This is a genomic window from Micromonospora parva (assembly GCF_040649675.1).
Classification (GTDB): domain Bacteria; phylum Actinomycetota; class Actinomycetes; order Mycobacteriales; family Micromonosporaceae; genus Micromonospora; species Micromonospora parva.
The window spans coordinates 88,325-104,564 of sequence record NZ_JBEZFX010000008.1; the positions used below are offsets into that span (position 1 = coordinate 88,325).

The 16,240-nt window shown below is 73.0% G+C and carries 12 protein-coding genes and 1 pseudogene; 1 reads left to right on the top strand and 12 read right to left on the bottom strand.

Annotation, left to right across the window (positions count from 1 at the left end):
• Positions 1-107: 107 nt before the first annotated feature.
• From AB0C03_RS20840 to AB0C03_RS20885, 10 genes are all read right to left on the bottom strand, one after another.
• On the bottom strand, positions 108-1,814 hold the full coding sequence (locus AB0C03_RS20840) for a glycoside hydrolase (protein ID WP_357638436.1): 1,707 nt from the start codon (positions 1,812-1,814) through the stop codon (positions 108-110).
• Positions 1,815-1,931: 117 nt separating this feature from the next.
• Positions 1,932-2,759 carry a shikimate dehydrogenase gene (locus AB0C03_RS20845; RefSeq protein ID WP_357638438.1) on the bottom strand — a complete coding sequence of 276 codons (828 nt, stop codon included), beginning with the start codon at positions 2,757-2,759 and terminating at the stop codon, positions 1,932-1,934.
• Positions 2,759-3,952, bottom strand: coding sequence for an endolytic transglycosylase MltG (gene mltG / locus AB0C03_RS20850; RefSeq protein ID WP_210857832.1), 1,194 nt, complete (start codon positions 3,950-3,952; stop codon positions 2,759-2,761). The genes AB0C03_RS20845 and mltG overlap by 1 nt, the downstream gene beginning before the upstream one ends.
• The gene (gene ruvX / locus AB0C03_RS20855; protein WP_124857577.1) at positions 3,952-4,410 is read right to left on the bottom strand and encodes a Holliday junction resolvase RuvX; all 459 of its coding nucleotides are present in this window, start codon (positions 4,408-4,410) and stop codon (positions 3,952-3,954) included. Before ruvX ends, mltG begins: the two co-directional genes overlap by 1 nt.
• A 72-nt stretch (positions 4,411-4,482) precedes the next feature.
• On the bottom strand, positions 4,483-7,161 hold the full coding sequence (alaS, locus tag AB0C03_RS20860; RefSeq protein WP_030335607.1) for an alanine--tRNA ligase: 2,679 nt from the start codon (positions 7,159-7,161) through the stop codon (positions 4,483-4,485).
• Positions 7,158-7,463 (bottom strand): hypothetical protein, encoded by a 306-nt coding sequence (locus AB0C03_RS20865; protein WP_030335605.1) that lies wholly within the window; start codon positions 7,461-7,463, stop codon positions 7,158-7,160. The genes alaS and AB0C03_RS20865 overlap by 4 nt, the downstream gene beginning before the upstream one ends.
• A 26-nt stretch (positions 7,464-7,489) precedes the next feature.
• Positions 7,490-7,954: a DUF948 domain-containing protein gene (locus AB0C03_RS20870; RefSeq protein WP_030335603.1), complete on the bottom strand. Its 465-nt coding sequence runs from the start codon at positions 7,952-7,954 to the stop codon at positions 7,490-7,492.
• Positions 7,955-8,103: 149 nt separating this feature from the next.
• Positions 8,104-8,778, bottom strand: a complete 675-nt coding sequence (locus AB0C03_RS20875; RefSeq protein ID WP_210857835.1) for a hypothetical protein — start codon at positions 8,776-8,778, stop codon at positions 8,104-8,106.
• 2,585 nt (positions 8,779-11,363) lie between these two features.
• The gene (locus tag AB0C03_RS20880) at positions 11,364-12,899 is read right to left on the bottom strand and encodes a replication-associated recombination protein A (RefSeq protein ID WP_030335599.1); all 1,536 of its coding nucleotides are present in this window, start codon (positions 12,897-12,899) and stop codon (positions 11,364-11,366) included.
• A gap of 74 nt (positions 12,900-12,973) precedes the next feature.
• A complete protein-coding gene (locus AB0C03_RS20885; RefSeq protein WP_030335598.1) occupies positions 12,974-13,195 on the bottom strand; it encodes a hypothetical protein in 222 nt (73 codons plus the stop codon).
• Positions 13,196-13,336: 141 nt separating this feature from the next.
• Between AB0C03_RS20885 and AB0C03_RS20890 the strand changes: the two genes are divergently transcribed.
• Entirely contained in the window at positions 13,337-14,077 is a 741-nt protein-coding gene (locus AB0C03_RS20890) for a GNAT family N-acetyltransferase (RefSeq protein WP_357638442.1), read from the top strand.
• Here the strand turns inward: AB0C03_RS20890 and AB0C03_RS20895 are convergent.
• Positions 14,078-15,398 (bottom strand): annotated as a pseudogene (locus tag AB0C03_RS20895) (MFS transporter); the annotation flags it as partial.
• Positions 15,399-15,573: 175 nt separating this feature from the next.
• Positions 15,574-16,182 (bottom strand): ArsR/SmtB family transcription factor, encoded by a 609-nt coding sequence (locus AB0C03_RS20900; RefSeq protein ID WP_030335592.1) that lies wholly within the window; start codon positions 16,180-16,182, stop codon positions 15,574-15,576.
• Positions 16,183-16,240 lie beyond the last annotated feature (58 nt).

The following is a 16,240-nucleotide window of genomic DNA, read 5'->3' on the forward strand; positions in this document are numbered from 1 at the left end:
CAAAATCCGCCGATTGGGCGGTGCATGAATCCGCAAGCCGACAGAACGCCGGAGGATCGGTTGCGCGACCCCCCGGCGAACGCCGTCCGGTCAGTTCATTCGGGTCGTCAGCGGCTACCTCCGGTGGGTTGCCGCAGGTAGGAGTCCTTGCCGGCCTGCGTGAAGCCCGCCACCGCCGCGGCGTCGTGGTTCATCGTCATGTCACAGGTCGACGTGCGGCTGGTCATGCCGGCCGAGTTGAAGTAGATGGCCGCCTTGATCTTCGGGTGCGCCTTCAACGCCGCCGGGAACTCCTGGAACCAGCGCTGCTTGGCGCCCGGGTCGGCGGAGTTGAAGTTGGTGCCGAACTCGGCGAGCATCCGGGGCTTGCCAGCGCCGATGCCGTTGTCGTCCAGCCAACGGTAGAAGCCACCGATCGTCGTGCTCGGGCTCTTCCACACCGTGCTGCCGTTGCAGACGTGGAAGTTGTACGGGTCGTAGGCGACCCAGTCGACGTACCGGTCACCGGGGTACAGGCCGGCGTACCGGGAGTAGTGCCCCGACCAGCCCATCATCGTCCAGACCCAGACCGCGTTGGTCGCGCCGGCGCTGGCGAACCGCTCGTGGACGTAGCGCCAGGCCCGTACGAAGTCGGCGTCGCTGCCCTTGTTCGGCTCGTCCTCCGGCTCGTGGTCGAAGCCGATGAACACCGGTACGCCGGCGGCCCGGATCCGGCCGGCGACCGCGTCGATCGTCGCGTCCTGCTTGCCTCCGTAGACATCGGACCACTTGAGGGTCGTGCCGGCGGAGAAGTCGCGGGACTCCCAGGCGAAGAACATCAGACGGCCTTCGCGCATCTGCTGCTGTTCGTAGACGTCGGGGAAGGCGCCGTTGCTGCCCGAGTTGGAGAAGTCGTGGTAGCGGTGCACGATGTCGAACTTGCGCCCGACCTGCGCCTCCACGTCCGCGACGGCCTTGCCGTGGTCCCAGCCGCCGGCCGCTCCGGCCGGCGAGTACATGCCCCACCAGGCGCCACAGGACGGGACGAGCTTGTCCGAGACGGACCCACACTTGCCGGCCGGCAGGGTGCCGGTGGGGCTCGGGGTCGCCGTCCGGGTCGGGGCGACGGTCGGCGACGGCTTCGGCGCGGCGGTGGTCGGTGACACGCTCGGCGCCGGCGGCGGCGCCGGCCGGGTGGTCGTCACCGGCGACGGCCGGGACCCGAGGTCGTAGCTGATCACCAGGCTGGGTCGCAGGTCCGGATTGCGGTTCTCGACCGACGCCCAGTAGATCCGGCTCTCCAGGCCGCTCTGCGCCAGCGAGACCGTCCAGGTGCCGTTGCCGGTGACCAGCTTGGAGACGTCCCACTCGTTGACGCCCTTGGACACGCTGGTCACGCTGTCCAGCGCGGCGCCGGCCGGCGTCAGCGGAGGCCGCGACTCGCGGGCACTCAACGGCGACGCGTGCGCCGTCACCGTGGCGGCGAACTGCTGCCAGGCGTGCATCCGCAGCGTCGCCCGGACGTTGACCGCGGCGGCCGGCACGGTGGTCACCGCGAACTCGACGACCGCCTCGCGGCCACCGCGCGGGTTGCCGTCGCAGCGCGTCGCGCAGGTCGCGAGGGTCGTCTTGGCCGCGTTGTCACCGTCCTGCGTCACCGCGGTCGCGGTGGTGTCCGCCGCCGCCCGGATCGACAGGTCGTCGCTGGCCAGCAGCGGCATCATGGTCGCCACGATGCCGGCCACCACCGAACCGCCGACCACGCCGATGGCAATCGCCTTACGCCGGGGTCCGGAACGGAACCGGGTGATGCGGTGCAGTCCGTGCCTGGTCAAGGAAACTCCCTGTGTCTGCGTCCATAACGGTGAGCAGCGTATCGATGACCAGCACAGGTCGCAGGTAGGACAGTTTTCCGTAAGCGCGTCTTAACCGTCAGCTAAGGTGTGGACGCTTCAGCCGGCGCGAGCCGCCGCCAGCGCGGCGGCCATCGCCGCCCTCGGCGCGACCACGCCGGTGAACTGCTCGAACTGCCCGACCGCCTGGGCCAGCAACAGATCCAGGCCCGAGACGATCCGGCAGCCGGCCGCGTCGGCGGCGGTCGCCAGCGGCGTCGGCCACGGGTCGTAGAGCGCGTCGAAGAGCACAGTGCCCGGCCGCCAGGCCACCGCGCCGGCCAGCGGGTCGGCGACGCCCTTCGGCACTGTGGAGACGACCACGTCGGCGGTCGAGAGGTGCCGGGGCGCATCGGCCCATGGGGCGGGCGTCAGCGCGACACCCACGGCGTCGGCCACCGGCCGTAGCTCGTCGACCGCCTCCGGTCGGCGGGCCACCACCGTCACCGCCGAGCAGGCCAGCTGCGCGGCGGCGGCGAGCGCGGCGCGGGCCGTCCCACCGGCACCGAGCACCGTCACGGCGGCACCGGCGCTCACCCCGGCGTCGGTGAGGACGTGCACCATGCCGGCGACGTCGGTGTTGTCCGCGTACCAGGAGCCGTCCGGACGGCGTACCAACGTGTTGGCCGCGCCGACGGCGGCCGCGACCGGCGAGGCGGCGTCGGCCACCGCGAGCGCCGCCTCCTTGCCCGGCATGGTCACCGACAACCCGGCCCACTCCGGGCCCAGGCCGGCGACCAGATCCGGCAGCTCCGCCGCCGCGCACTCGATCCGGGTGTACGACCACCCGGTCAGTCCCGCCGCCGCGTAGCCGGCGTTGTGGATCACCGGGGAGAGGGAGTGCGCGATCGGTTTGCCGAGCACCGCCGCCCGCCGCCTGAGCGCCATCAGATGATCCCGGCCTCCCGGGCCTTGGCCTCGTTGCGCTGGTGCTGCTCGTACGTCTCGGCGAACTCGGAGTGGCCCTCCTTGTCGATGGCCACGAAGTAGAGCCACTTGCCCGGCGGCGTGTTCATCGCCCCTTCCAGGGCCTCCTTGCCGGGGTTGTTGATCGGGGTGGGGATCATGCCCCGCAGCTTGCGGTTGTACGGGTTCTTCGGGTCGTCCAGCTCGGCCGCGGTCATCTGCTTGGACGACTTGGTCGGCTTGCCGATCGACTCCAGGTAGTAGTTGACGGTGACGTCCATCTCCAGGCAGTTGCAGTTGAACTCGCCGTACGCCCGGTTGTAGGCCACCCGGGCTACCTTGCCCAGGTCGTCCTTGTTGCCCGCCTCGGCCTGGGCCAGTGAGGCCACGATCAGTGCCTCGTACGGGCTGACCTTGCGCTTCTCCTGCACCTGGTCGGCGAACTTCATCTCCCCGGTGACGGAGAGGAAACGATTCACCATCAGCTTGAGGATGCTCTCCGCGGTGGACTTCGGCGGAATCTCGTACGTGTCCGGGAAGAGGAAACCCTCGACGGACTTGACGATTTTCTTGCCGTCGTCGCGCTTGAACCACCAGTCCGGAACGCCGAGCGCCTCCGGGTCCTTCGCGGCGGCCTGGAAGTCCTTGACCGGGATCTTGGTCTTCTCGGAGAGCAGCTTGTAGATGTTGAAGCTCGTGCGGCCCTCGGGGATCGTCAACCCGTTGACGATCTTGTTCTTCAGGTCCAGCATCGCGGCGACGGCGTTCTCACCGCTCATCTGCTTGCGCAGCTTGTACGTGCCCGGCTGGATGTTCTTGCTGCGCGACTCGGCCTCGGCCGCCTCGATGAAGGCCTTCTGGCTCTTCACCACATCGGCCGCCACCAGGGCATCGGCCATGTCGGCGAGCAGCGCGCCGTTCTTGATCTCGACGGTGATCTCACCGGCCCCGCTGCCGTCGTAGTCGGGGGTGACGAAGTAGTTCTGGATCCGGTCGAAGCCGTAGAACGCGCCGCCGCCGATCGCGCCCAGCAGGACCAGGGCCATCAGCAGTGCCAGGAATGTCTTGCCCCGGCCGCCGCCGGACCCGCTCTTGCGCTTGCGGAAGCCGCGCCGGTGCCGACCCTTCTCCCCCCGCTCCGGCTCGTCGAACCCAAGGTCCAGATCGTCGATCATTACGTCCGCCTCCGCTGCGCGTCCAGCCAGCTCTGCAGGATCTCCACCGCGGCCGCCTGATCGACAACCGCACGTTGACGTTTACCTCGGACGCCACGCTCGGCAAGCCTACGAGAAGCGACCACGGTCGACATCCTCTCGTCAGTGAGCGTTACCGGGACAGGCGCTATCACATCGACCAGTCGGTCAGCGTACGCCTTCACGTGGGCGGCCGCAGGGCCGTGCTTGCCGGCGAGGTTGACCGGAAGGCCGACGACAACCCCCACCGCCTCGTGCTCGGCCACCAACGCGGCCAGCTCGGCGAGGTCGCTCGGCACCGCGTCCGGCGCCGCCGTGAGGTCACGGGCCAGGGTGACCAGCGGCGTCGCCAGGATCCCGTCCGGGTCCGAGCGGGAGACACCCACCCGCACCTGACCGACATCCACGCCGATCCGCACCCCACGCGTCAGCTCAGCCACCGACGGTCACCACCGGCCAGGTACGAACCAGGGCGGACCAGATGGCCCGCCCTGACCCACAGTAATGATTGATCACGCCTCGGTGATCGCCTTCTCGACGGTGAGCAGCAGGTTCGGCGCCTCGGCCGCGGGTAGACCGCCGCCCTGCGCCAGGTCCGGACTGCCACCGCCGCGCCCCGAGAACGCCGCCTTCACCAGATCCGACGCCGCCAGGCCCCGGCCGCGCGCCGCCGCGTTGACCGCCACCACCAGGGACGCCTTCCCGTTCGACCGGGCCGCCACCGCGACCACCGCCGGCCGCGCCGGGTCGATCTTGCCGCGGATCTCCTGGGCCAGGGTGCGCACGTCGTTGCCGGCCGCGCCCTCCGGCGCCTCGGTGCCCACGTACGCGACCCCGCGCACGTCCTTGGCCTGGGCCGCGAGCGCCGCCGCGCCACCCAGCACCAGCTGGGCGCGCAGCTTCTCCAGCTCCTTCTCGGCGTCGCGCAGCTGGGTGACGGTCTGCTCCACCCGGTCGGCGACCTGGTCGTTGGGCACCCGGTACAGCTCGGCCAACCGGGAGACCAACAGGTGCTCCTTGGCCAGGAAACCGAACGCGTCCATGCCGACCAGCGCCTCGACCCGGCGGACACCGGAACCGATCGACGACTCGGAGAGGATCTTCACGAGGCCGAGCTGGGCCGAGCGGGCCACGTGCGTGCCGCCGCACAGCTCCCGGGCGTAGTCACCCACCTCGACGACCCGCACCTCCTCGCCGTACTTCTCGCCGAACAGCGCCATCGCGCCGATCCGCCGCGCCTCGTCCAACGAGGTGATGAAGGCGTGCACCTCCAGGTCGGCCAGCAGCACCTCGTTGACCTGCTGCTCCACGTCACGCAGGACGCTCGGCGACACCCCCGTCGGGGTGTTGAAGTCGAACCGGAGCCGACCGGGGGCGTTCAGCGACCCGGCCTGGGTGGCCGACTCACCGAGGAAGTTCCGCATCGTCTGGTGCACCAGGTGGGTGGCGGTGTGCGACCGGGAGATCGCCCGCCGCCGGGTCGTGTCGATCTCGGCGAAGCCGGCCTCACCGGCGCGCACCTCACCCCGGATCACCCGGGCCCGGTGCACGATCAGGCCGGGCACCGGCTGCTGCACGTCGAGCACCTCGACCTGCCCGCCACCGACCGTGATCATGCCCTGGTCGGGCTGCTGGCCACCGCCCTCGGCGTAGAACGGGGTGGTGTCCAGCACCAACTCGATGGTGTCACCCTCGGTCGCCGCCTGGCGCGGGCCGTCGGCGCCGAGCAGCGCCCGCACCGTCGACTCGCGGGACACCTCGCTGTACCCGGTGAACGTCACCGGCCCACCCGCGTCGAGCACCGAACGGTACGCCGACAGGTCCACGTGCCCCGTCTTGCGGGCCTGCGCGTCCGCCTTCGCCCGGGTCCGCTGGTCGGCCATCAGCCGCCGGAAACCCTCGTCGTCGACGGTGAGGCCCTGCTCCGCGGCGATCTCCAGGGTCAGATCGATCGGGAAGCCGTACGTGTCGTGCAGCTGGAACGCCTTCGCACCGGACAGCGCGGAGCCGCCCGCCGTGCGGGTCTCCGCGATCGCGGTGTCCAGGATCGTGGTGCCGGCGCGCAGGGTGGACAGGAACGCCTCCTCCTCCGCGTACGCGTAATCCGCGATCCGGTCGAAGTCGGTCGCCAGCTCCGGGTACGACGGGGACATGCAGTCGCGGGCCACCGGCAGCAGCTCGGGCAGCGCCCGGTCCTGCCAGCCGAGCAGCCGGATCGACCGGATCGCCCGACGCATGATCCGGCGCAGCACGTACCCGCGACCCTCGTTCGACGGGGTCACCCCGTCGCCGATCAGCATCAACGCCGTCCGAACGTGATCGGCGATCACCCGCAGCCGGACGTCGTCCGGGTGCGACTCGCTGGCCACGTGCCCGGAGTGCGCGCCGTACCGCTTACCGGTCAGCTCCGCCGCCCGGGTCAGGATCGGCCGGACCTCGTCGATCTCGTACAGGTTGTCGACGCCCTGCAGGATCGAGGCCATCCGCTCCAGGCCCATGCCGGTGTCGATGTTCTTCGCCGGCAGGTCACCCAGGATCGGGTAGTCCTCCTTGGTGGTACCCGGACCCCGCTCGAACTGCATGAAGACGAGATTCCAGTACTCCATGTAGCGGTCCTCGTCGACCGCCGGCCCGCCCTCACGGCCGTACTCCGGGCCCCGGTCGTAGAACAGCTCCGACGACGGGCCGCACGGCCCGGGGATGCCCATCGACCAGAAGTTGTCCGCCTTGCCCCGGCGGACGATCCGCTCGGCGGGCACGCCCACCGACCGCCAGATCTCGTACGCCTCGTCGTCGTCGAGGTAGATCGTCGGCCAGATCCGATCCGGATCGAGCCCGTAACCACCCTCGGCGATCGGCTTCGTGGACAACTCCCACGCCAGGGGGATCGCCCCGGCCTTGAAGTAGTCACCGAAGGAGAAGTTGCCGTTCATCTGGAAGAACGTGCCGTGCCGGCTGGTCTTGCCGACCTCGTCGATGTCCGGGGTGCGGATGCACTTCTGCACGCTGACCGCCCGCTGGTACGCGGGAGTCTGCTGACCCAGGAAGTACGGGACGAACTGCACCATGCCGGCGTTGACGAACAGCAGGTTCGGGTCGCTGATGGCGGGCAGCGGAGCGGACGGCACCACGGTGTGGCCATTCGCCTCGAAGTGCGCGAGGTACCGCCGCTTGATCTCCGCCGTCTTCATCGCTGGTGTTCCTCCGGAAAGATTTCTCGATCGCCGATCCGCGGGTCTTCCCGCAGGTCGGCGAACTGATCGTCGAACGCCTCGCCCTGGGCGAACGCCTGGTGGATCTCCTGCTCGCGTTCGGCCATCCCGACCCGGACGTCCTCCACGAAACTACGCAGCGACTCAACGAGGCCGCCAGCGGATTCCGTCAGCGAGCTGGCGATGCCGGCCGGCGTGTACGCCTGCGCGGTCCGGGTCGCCCGACGCACCACGATCACGCCGACGGCCACTCCGACGCCGAGCCAGAACAAGCGCTTCATGTCCCGCTACCCCCTGGTCCGGCCGGTCAGCTGTTGCCGCGTCGCGCGGCCCGTCGCTGCTGCTTGATGGTGTCGCGCACCTGGCGCTCGGTCTCGGCGTGCCGGCGGCCGGCGGCGGCCTTCCGCACGCCGTAGCCGAACGCGGCCACCTTGACCAACGGGTTGGCAGCCGCGGCGGAGACGACGGTGGCCAGGTTGGCGACGTTGGCGGTGACGTTCTGCGCGTGGCTGGTCATGGTGTCGACCTTCGCCAACTGCAGGTTCACCCCGTCGAGCGAGGTCTGCACCTGCTCCAGCGCGGTGTTGACGTTCTTCACAGTGGTGTTCACGTCGCCGAGCAGCGGCGCCGTCCGATCGTTGAGGTCGTTGATCATGCGGGTGGTGGCGTCAACCGTGTGCCGCAGCCGCAGGATGGGCAGCGTCAGGATGAGCACCAGCACCGCGAACGCGGATGCCGCGATCAGCGCCGCGATCGCTCCAATGTCGCCCATGCCTGTCCTCCTCATGCAGAGTTCCGCAGGACCCGACGTCCTCGGAACGCACCACCATGACACCCGGGCCGGCCGCCGAGCCGTCGGCGTTGACCGACGGCGGGCGTGCCCGCCAGCCCCAGACCCTACCGTCCGTGATGGAGACCGGCTCAGGACGGTGAGGGTGTCAGCTCGCCCAGCGGATCCGCACTGACAGTGGGGAACGGATCCTCACCGGTCAGTGACGGGTCGGTGGTCGGCTGCGGCCTGGTCCGCTCGTCGTCGATCGCATTGCGCACCTTCACCGACACCAACGAGCCGGTGCACTCGGTCGCAGCGGCCGACGGGTCACCGGACGGCACGACTGCCGGCTCGCCGTCCACCGGCGGTGGCACGCAGGTCGGCTCGCGGACCCACAGGTCGAGGGTCAGCTCGTCGCGACGCCAGCAGGTGTAGCTGCCCTTCGTCTGCTGCTCCGGGCAGCGGCTCACCTTCCACGGCCGCCACCCGTCCGCACGCAGCGCGTCCTCGTAGACCCGCGCAGTCTCCTCGGGCGCCTTCTCCGAGGTCACGGTCCGCTCCCGCAACCGGCAGTCGATCAGGCACCACCGGCTGCCGCTGACGTCGTCGACGGTCTTCGCGGCCGCCCAACCGGGCACGTTGAGCTGGTCCAGGTTGTCGAAGACCGGGTCACGGCTCAGCGTCCGGAGGCCGAAGAAGAGCGGCACCGCGCCGAGCAGCACGACACTGACCAGCACCAACACCGCCGCGCGGAGGCGGCGTCGTTCCCGGGTCTGCCGGCGTTCCTCGGAACGGGCACCCGGCGCGGCGTCGTCGTCCGGCACGTCCTGGCCAGCCGCGCGCAGCGCCGGTCCGTCGGTGGGCTCCGGCGCCGGCCGGTCGACCGGACCGGACGCGGAGGGCACCACCACGGCGGCGCGCGCCACGCCGACGGGCTCACCGGCACGTCCGGGCGGCGGCACCGGCGCGACACCGCTCGGCTCGGCACGGCCGGGCTCCCGATGCGGGGGCAGGGCCCGCCCGGCGGCACGGTCGGCCGGCGCGGGTCGGCCCACCGACGCACCGCCACGGGCCGGACCCGCCGGCCCCGGCTCACCGGTGGTCCGCTCGTCGGTGGGCGGCTGCACACCGGGGGGACGGACGGCGGCGCGAGCCGGACCGTCGGGACGTGAGCGTGGCGGACCGTCCACGCCCGGCGGCACCGCCGCGCGAGCAGGACCGTCGGGACGTGACCGTGGCGGACCATCCACGCCCGGCGGCACCGCCGCACGGGCCGGACCGTCCGGACGGGTCGCGTCCCGGGGGGCCGCCTCGACACCCGGGCCGGGGCGCGCTGGGCCGTCAACGCCCCGACGCCCGCTGCCGGGTGCCGGCGCGTCGCCGGGGATGGGCCTCGCCCGGCCGGGTGGGGTGGAGCGGGCGGCGCCCCGAGCGGCGGGACCGACGCCGGGGGCGGGTCGCCCACCGCCGTAGGGGTCCTCGCCGGTGTCGTTGGCCGGCCCGGGTCGACCGGGACCGGCCGTACCGTCGGGGCCGGGCTCGGCTGCCGGACGACGTCGGCGGCCGGTCGGGTCCGCCGTGGGCGGTGCGTCCGGACCGGGCCCCGCCGCGGCCCGGCCACGCCGGACGGTGGGGTCGGGAGTGGGTACGGCCGCGGCGCCCCGACCACGGGCGGTCCGCTCGCCGGGGGCCGGCGGATAGGGCGACGCCTGCTCTCCGGTGGACCCCAGCGGATCGGGCCGGACGGCGCGACGACCGGTCGGTGCGTCGGCGCCCGGGTCGACCGGCGGGCCGGCGGGCCGGCGAGCGGCGGTGCGGTCGGCGGCCGGGTCCGGCACGGCGAGGCGACCGGACGCCTGGTCGGCGTGCTCTCCCGGCCCGGTGGGCGACGCCGGACGGCGACTTCCGGCCGGCGGGCTGCCCTCGCGGCGGTTGACCACCGGCAGGCCCGGGTCGGTGTGCGGCAGCCGGCCGGCCTGGCGCAGCCAGTCCGCCGGCCGCTCCGGCCGGTCCACGCGGGGTTCGCCACCGGGTGGCGTTCGGCGTTCCGGTTCGTCGGAGACGACCCGACGCCGACCGGTGCCGTCGGCGGGGCTCACGGTGGGATGGGCGCCGCTGTGTGCGCCGGGCGCCTCGGGCATCGACGACGCGCTGCCCGAGCGGGGCCCGGGCGGCGCCTCGCCCGCACGGGGCACGGGCGGCGCGTTTCCGGAGCGGGGCACCGGTGGCGCCTCGCCCGCACGGGGCACCGGTGGCGCGTTGCCCGAGCGGGGCACCGCTGGCTCGTCGGGTTCCGCGGCGCGGCGACGCCCGCCGGCTGCCGGACGGGGACGTTCGGCGGCGGGCCGTTCGACGGGCTCGGGGGCGCCGGGGTCGCCCGGGCCCGGACGACGCCGGGCGGCGCGCGGCCCAAGATCAACGGCGGGGTCGGGCCGCGGGCCGTCCACGGTCGGCGGCACCGCGCCAACCGGCGCGCCGTCGAAGCGGGTCGGCCCGCCAGCGGTGGGTGCTCCGGCGGCCCGCGCCGGGTCGGGTGTCGGGCCGGCGGCACGTCGACCGGCGGGCATGCCGTCGGCGGTCGGCCGGGCACGGCCAGGTTCGACCGGCTGCTCCGGGCCGGGTCGGCGGACCGGCGGGCCGGCGTCCGGACGGCGCAGCGGCGGCATCGCGTCGGGATGTCCGCCGGGCCCGGCGGTGTCCGGACGACGGCCCGGCGCCACAGCGGCGTCCGGACGACGACCGGCCGGCGCGCCGGAGACCGGTGGGCCCACGGGTGGGCCCGGAGGGGCCGCCGCACCGCGAGAACGAGCCGGGCCGCCGGGCACGTCGGGTGCCGGGCGAGGCCCCTGCGGGCCGGTCGGGTCACCCCCGCCCGGGCGGGCGGTGGGTGGAGACGGCGGTACGGCGGCGCGGGCGCCCGGCACCGGCTGCACGCCTCGGCGCGGTGGCTGCCCGGGTGCGCCGGGGACCGGGGCGGATGGCCGGTCATCCGGGCGGCGGCCCGCTGGCGGCGTCTCCCCCGGCCAGGGGCCGTCGACCGGTCGACGGGCGGCGACGCCCGGCTCACCCTGACGCGGGGTCGGCGGCGCCGAGGCCTCCGGCCCACCGCCGCGCGCACCGGGCGGCTCTGCCGGCGTACGCGGGGCGGCCTGGGCCGGCGGCCCGGCCGGGTCTGCGGGCGGCATGCCGCCCCGGGGGCGGTTCGGCTCCGCCGGTGCGCCGTCCGGGCCCAGCTCGGTGCGTTGCTGCTTGGCCGAGCGCAGGTCGTCGATCCAGCCGAACTCCTCGCCGGCGACCGGCTCCTCCGGCTCCGGCTCGGCCGCCCGGCCACGACCCCACCGGCGGGTCTTGGCACGCGGATCGCGCCGCTCGTCCGGGCCCTCGTCCGGGCGGTCCCCACCACGCGATCTCACTGTTGACCCTCTCCTGCGGCGTCGGTGCCGCTGTCCTGCATCATGCCGGGGGCACCCGTGTCCGTCGTCGGACGGGCGACCCCCGGGGATAGCGCTGGCGCGTTCTGCGCCGTTACGGACGGCTCGGATGCCGGCGTCGGCCGCGCGGCCGGGGCCGGCAGACCACGCACGATCCGGCGCAGCAGCGGCAGCCGGCCGGCCACCGACCGCTCCGCGCCGTGTGGGCTGGGCTGGTAGTAGTCGGTGCCCACCAGGTCGTCCGGAACGTACTGCTGGGTGACCACGCCGCGCTGGTCGTCGTGCGGGTAGCGGTAGCCGGTCCCGTGGCCCAACCCACGCGCACCGGCGTAGTGCGCGTCGCGCAGCCCCCGGGGCACCGGGCCACCGCGACCGGCCCGGACGTCGGCGATCGCGGCGCCGATGGCGGTGGTGGCCGAGTTCGACTTCGGCGCGGTGGCCAGGTGGATCACCGCCTGGGCCAGGTTGAGCTGCGCTTCGGGCAGGCCCACGTACTCGACAGCGTGCGCGGCGGCGGTGGCGACGCTCAACGCGGTCGGGTCGGCCATGCCCACGTCCTCGCTGGCGAAGATGACCAGGCGACGGGCGATGAAGCGGGCGTCCTCACCGGCGACCAGCATGCGGGCCAGCCAGTGCACCGCGGCGTCCACGTCCGAGCCGCGCATGCTCTTGATGAAGGCGCTGACCACGTCGTAGTGGGCGTCGCCGTCGCGGTCGTAGCGCACCGCCGCCACGTCGACCGCCTGCTCGGCGGTGGCCAGGTCGATCCGCCCGCCGCCGAGGGCCGTGGCGGAGGCCGCCGCCGCCTCCAGGGCGGTAAGGGCCTTGCGGACGTCACCGGCGGCCAGCCGGACCAGGTGGTCCTCGGCCTCGGTGGTGAGGGTCAGCGCACCGTCCAGGCCGCGCTTGTCGGCGACCGCGCGGCGCAGCAGGCCCCGCACCGCCTCGTCGTCCAACGGTTGCAGGGTGAGCAGCACGCACCGCGACAGCAACGGTGAGATGACCGAGAAGTACGGGTTCTCGGTGGTCGCCGCCAGGAGGGTGACAGTGCGGTCCTCGACGGCGGCGAGCAGCGAATCCTGTTGGGTCTTGCTGAACCGGTGCACCTCGTCGATGAAGAGCACTGTCTGCGGGCCGCCGGAACGGCGCTGGCGGCGGGCCGTCTCGATCACCGCCCGGACGTCCTTCACCCCGGCGGAGAGCGCCGACATGGCCACGAAGCGGCGGTCGGTGGCCCCGGCCACCAGGTGCGCGATGGTGGTCTTGCCGCTGCCCGGCGGACCCCAGAGGATCACCGACATCGGCGCCCCGCCGGAGACCAGTTGCCGCAGCGGTGCACCGGGAGCGAGCAGGTGCTCCTGCCCGACCAACTCGTCGAGGGTGACCGGGCGCATCCGGACCGGCAGGGGCGAATCGTCGGCCACCGCGGTGAAGCCGTCGACACCGGCGGGACCGTCGGGCGCGCTGCGCGACCCGGTCGGTTCACCGAGGGAGAAGAGGGCGTCGGACTCCATCACGAAGACAGTACCGGGCCGGGCCCACGACGCCGGAATCGCGCCGTGGGCCCGCTGCCAGTGATCGGTTCCGGTCAGCCACGCCCGGGGCGACGACCCCGGTACCAGCGGCCACCGCCACCGCCGCCACCGCCGCGCGGGCCGCTGCCCACGCCGGCCAGGTAGAGCGAGAGCAGGAGTAGTCCGATGAGCACCAGGGTGTTCCAGTTGAACAGGTCGGGTGCGCCGAAGTTGGTGTCGAGCAGGTCGAGCAGCAGGGCAAAGCCAAAGACGATGGCCGCGAGAATGGCGAGCATGTCGGTCCTCCGGTGGGGGTTCCCAGTAGGTCGGCGCGTGATGTACCCAATCGGTCGACTCGCCAATCTCCACGGTGGAGGTGGCTACCCCGCGCCGGCCCGGCGCGGACGTTCCACCCCCGGCCTCCTAGGCTGAACCGCATGATCATCGACGACCGGGGGCTCCAGGACCGGAGCGCCATCCTGGCCGCCGTCGGCCATCACCCGTTCGCCCGGCACGCGCTCCGGGGGGCCGTGCCGGCCCGCGCGTACCGGCGCGATGGCGCCGTGCTGTGGCTGGTCCCGCCCGAGCACGGACCGGTCGGCTGCGCGATCGGCCCGGCCGAACCGGCGCTGGAGATCTGTGTCGCGCTCGCCGCCGACGGGTTGCTCCAGCCCGGACAACGGCTGCACCTGCCGCGACACGATCGCGCTCTGCTGGCCGACCGGTTGGCGGTGGCCGAGCACAGCGACTGGGACTTCCACTGGACCGACGCGTCGCCGCCGACGCAGCCGGACGAGCAGTCGGTGGTACGCCTCACCGACGCCGACCAGCCGGCGCTGGCGGCGCTGGTCGAACAGTCGTTCCCCAGCAGCACCTCCCGCCCGGGAGACCCACGGGTGGTGGACTGGTACGGCATCCGGGCCGGCGACCGGTTGGTGGCGTGCGGCGCGGACCGCAGCCAGGGTGACATCGGCTTCCTCGCCGGCCTGACCGTCGCCCCCGACCAACGGGGTCGAGGGCTGGGCGCGTCCCTGACCGCGGGGATGACCCGGGCGCTGCTGGCGCGCCACGACACCGTGGGGCTCGGCGTCTACACCCACAACGTCGGCGCGGCCCGGCTCTACCGTCGGCTCGGCTTCACCCACACCCTGCCGCTCAGCTCGATCCGCCTCGCCTGACCGGCGTTTCGGCCGGCCAGGCGAGGGATCGTCGCTAACGGTCGGCGGCGGGTACCGGGACCGCGGTCGGCTCGACGGCCGGGACGGCCCGACGGCCGGCAAGCCAGGCGGGCAGGTAGAGCGGGGCGGCGACGGCCAACACCACAGCGCCGACCACCATCGCGGTGCTGATGCTGGTGCTGGCGGCGAGCGCGGTGAGCACCACCCCGCCGAGCGCGGCGGCCGGCTGCGCCATCATCGAGTTCAGCGAGAGCACGCTGGTCCGGTACGGGCCGTCGACCTGCCGGTGCAGCAGCCCACTGTGCAGCGGGTTGGACGCGCCGTGCACGCTGTAGCAGGCCAGATACGCGATCAGCACGCCGACCGGCCCGGCGAACAGCCCCATCCCGACCACCGTCACACCCTGGAGGATGCGCAGCAGGGCCGCACTGGGTGCCGCGCCGAACCAGCGCAGCAGCAGCGGGGTCAGCGCCGCACCGGCAGCTGAGGCGAGCCAGGCGGCCGAGCTGGCCGGCCCGAGCAGGGCGGCGGCGCGTTCCGGGTCGCCGACCACCTCGGCGAGTCGTACCGGCAGCAACGACTCGAAGGTGATCATGCCGAAGCCCCAGAACAGCTCGACCGACACCAGCGCGAGCAGTACCCGGTTCCGGCGCAGCAGCCCGATCGCCTCGCCGATCATCCGGGGCGCCTGGGCCACCGAGGCCCGCACGGCGACGAATCCGGTGGCCTGCCGCCGCTCGACCAGCAGGGCGAGCAACGCGACCAGCGCGAGCGCCTGCGCGACGATCGCGGCCAGCACGGGCACGGTGAGCGCGCTGATCGGTCCCATCGGGCCCAGCGCGACGAGGCCACCGCCGATCAGCGCGCCGCCGCCGATCGCCGCACCGGAGACGGCGCCCGCGTGCCCGAGGCCCCGCTCGTACTCGGCGGTCGGGTCGGCGGCCAGTGTGGCGTCGACGTACCAGGACTCCAGCGGGCCGCTGTCCAGCGCCCGGTAGACCCCCTGCACGGCGTAGACCAGGAAGAACATCCAGAACGAGTCGGCCACCGCGAACAACGACAACGAGACCAGGCTGAGCGCCCCGGCGACGATCAGCACCGGACGGCGACCGAGGGCGTCGGCGAAACCGCCGGTGGGCAGTTCCAGCGCCAGGACCAGCAGGCCCTGCGCCGTATAGACCAGGCCGATCTGCGGCAGCGACAGGCCGCGCTCCTGCATCAGCAGGACCATGACCGGGATCATCAGACCGGTGGGCAGCCAGCGCAGGCCGTAGAGCGTGAGGTAACGACGCCGCACCTGGCGTACGGTCAACGCGGTCATGACACCACCTCCGTCAGCGACTGCGGGGCTCGCAACACCGGCTCACTCCTCGCGCTCACCCAGCCACCTTCCGTTCGCGACTGCGGGGCTCGCAGACCCGGCTCACTCCTCGCGCTCACCCAGCCGCCTTCCGTTCGCGACTGCGGGGCTCGCAAACCCGGCTCACTCCTCGCGCTCACTGGAGACCGTCGCGCAGGGGGTAGGCGGCCAGGAAGACCTGCACCGGGCGGGCCTCCGGGTCGGCGGCGGCGTCGGGCTCGGCCTCGCGGTGGTAGCGCTCGAGCACCTGCCACACCTCCGCCTTGAGTTCCTCCAGGCGGGCCGGCGGGATGGTCATGAAGATGTCGCCCATGCCGAAGCCGTCCCGCCAGGCGGGTGACCACTCGTGCTGGGTGGCGAACCAGCGCTCGGCGGTCTCGGCGAGCAGACGCACCTGGTCGCCCTGGATCCACTCGATCGCGGCCCGGGCGTCGGGGTCGTCGTCGAAGTCGCTCGGCTCCCAGTTGGTGACGTCGTGCGCCGCCTGCCACCAGCGTTGCCGCCCGCTGCCCCGGTCGGGAACCTCGACGACGAGCCCGACCTCGGCGAGTTGGCGCAGGTGGTAGCTGGTCGCGCCGGTGTTGGTGCCGAGCAGCTCGGCGAGGGTGGTGGCGGTGGCGGGCCCCTTCACTCGCAGGGCGCCAACCAGCCGCATTCGCAGCGGGTGTGCCAGGACCCGGACCTGCCTCTTGTCGATGCGGACCTCACGTAGCGCCGCCCGCGGAGCGTCTCCATCGTTCTCCATGACTGCACACTACCTCTGCACACTTCCTATGCACAATAGTTGTGCATAGGAAGTGTGC

Bases quoted from the DNA above. Each gene is read 5' to 3' on its own strand.
- AB0C03_RS20865 (WP_030335605.1), bottom strand. From the start codon at position 7,463: ATGAAGCGCTTGTTCTGGCTCGGCGTCGGAGTGGCCGTCGGCGTGATC.
- alaS (WP_030335607.1), bottom strand. From the start codon at position 7,161: ATGAAGACGGCGGAGATCAAGCGGCGGTACCTCGCGCACTTCGAGGCG.
- AB0C03_RS20870 (WP_030335603.1), bottom strand. From the start codon at position 7,954: ATGGGCGACATTGGAGCGATCGCGGCGCTGATCGCGGCATCCGCGTTC.
- AB0C03_RS20880 (WP_030335599.1), bottom strand. From the start codon at position 12,899: ATGGAGTCCGACGCCCTCTTCTCCCTCGGTGAACCGACCGGGTCGCGC.
- AB0C03_RS20845 (WP_357638438.1), bottom strand. From the start codon at position 2,759: ATGGCGCTCAGGCGGCGGGCGGCGGTGCTCGGCAAACCGATCGCGCAC.
- mltG (WP_210857832.1), bottom strand. From the start codon at position 3,952: ATGATCGACGATCTGGACCTTGGGTTCGACGAGCCGGAGCGGGGGGAG.
- AB0C03_RS20900 (WP_030335592.1), bottom strand. From the start codon at position 16,182: ATGGAGAACGATGGAGACGCTCCGCGGGCGGCGCTACGTGAGGTCCGC.
- AB0C03_RS20885 (WP_030335598.1), bottom strand. From the start codon at position 13,195: ATGCTCGCCATTCTCGCGGCCATCGTCTTTGGCTTTGCCCTGCTGCTC.
- AB0C03_RS20890 (WP_357638442.1), top strand. From the start codon at position 13,337: ATGATCATCGACGACCGGGGGCTCCAGGACCGGAGCGCCATCCTGGCC.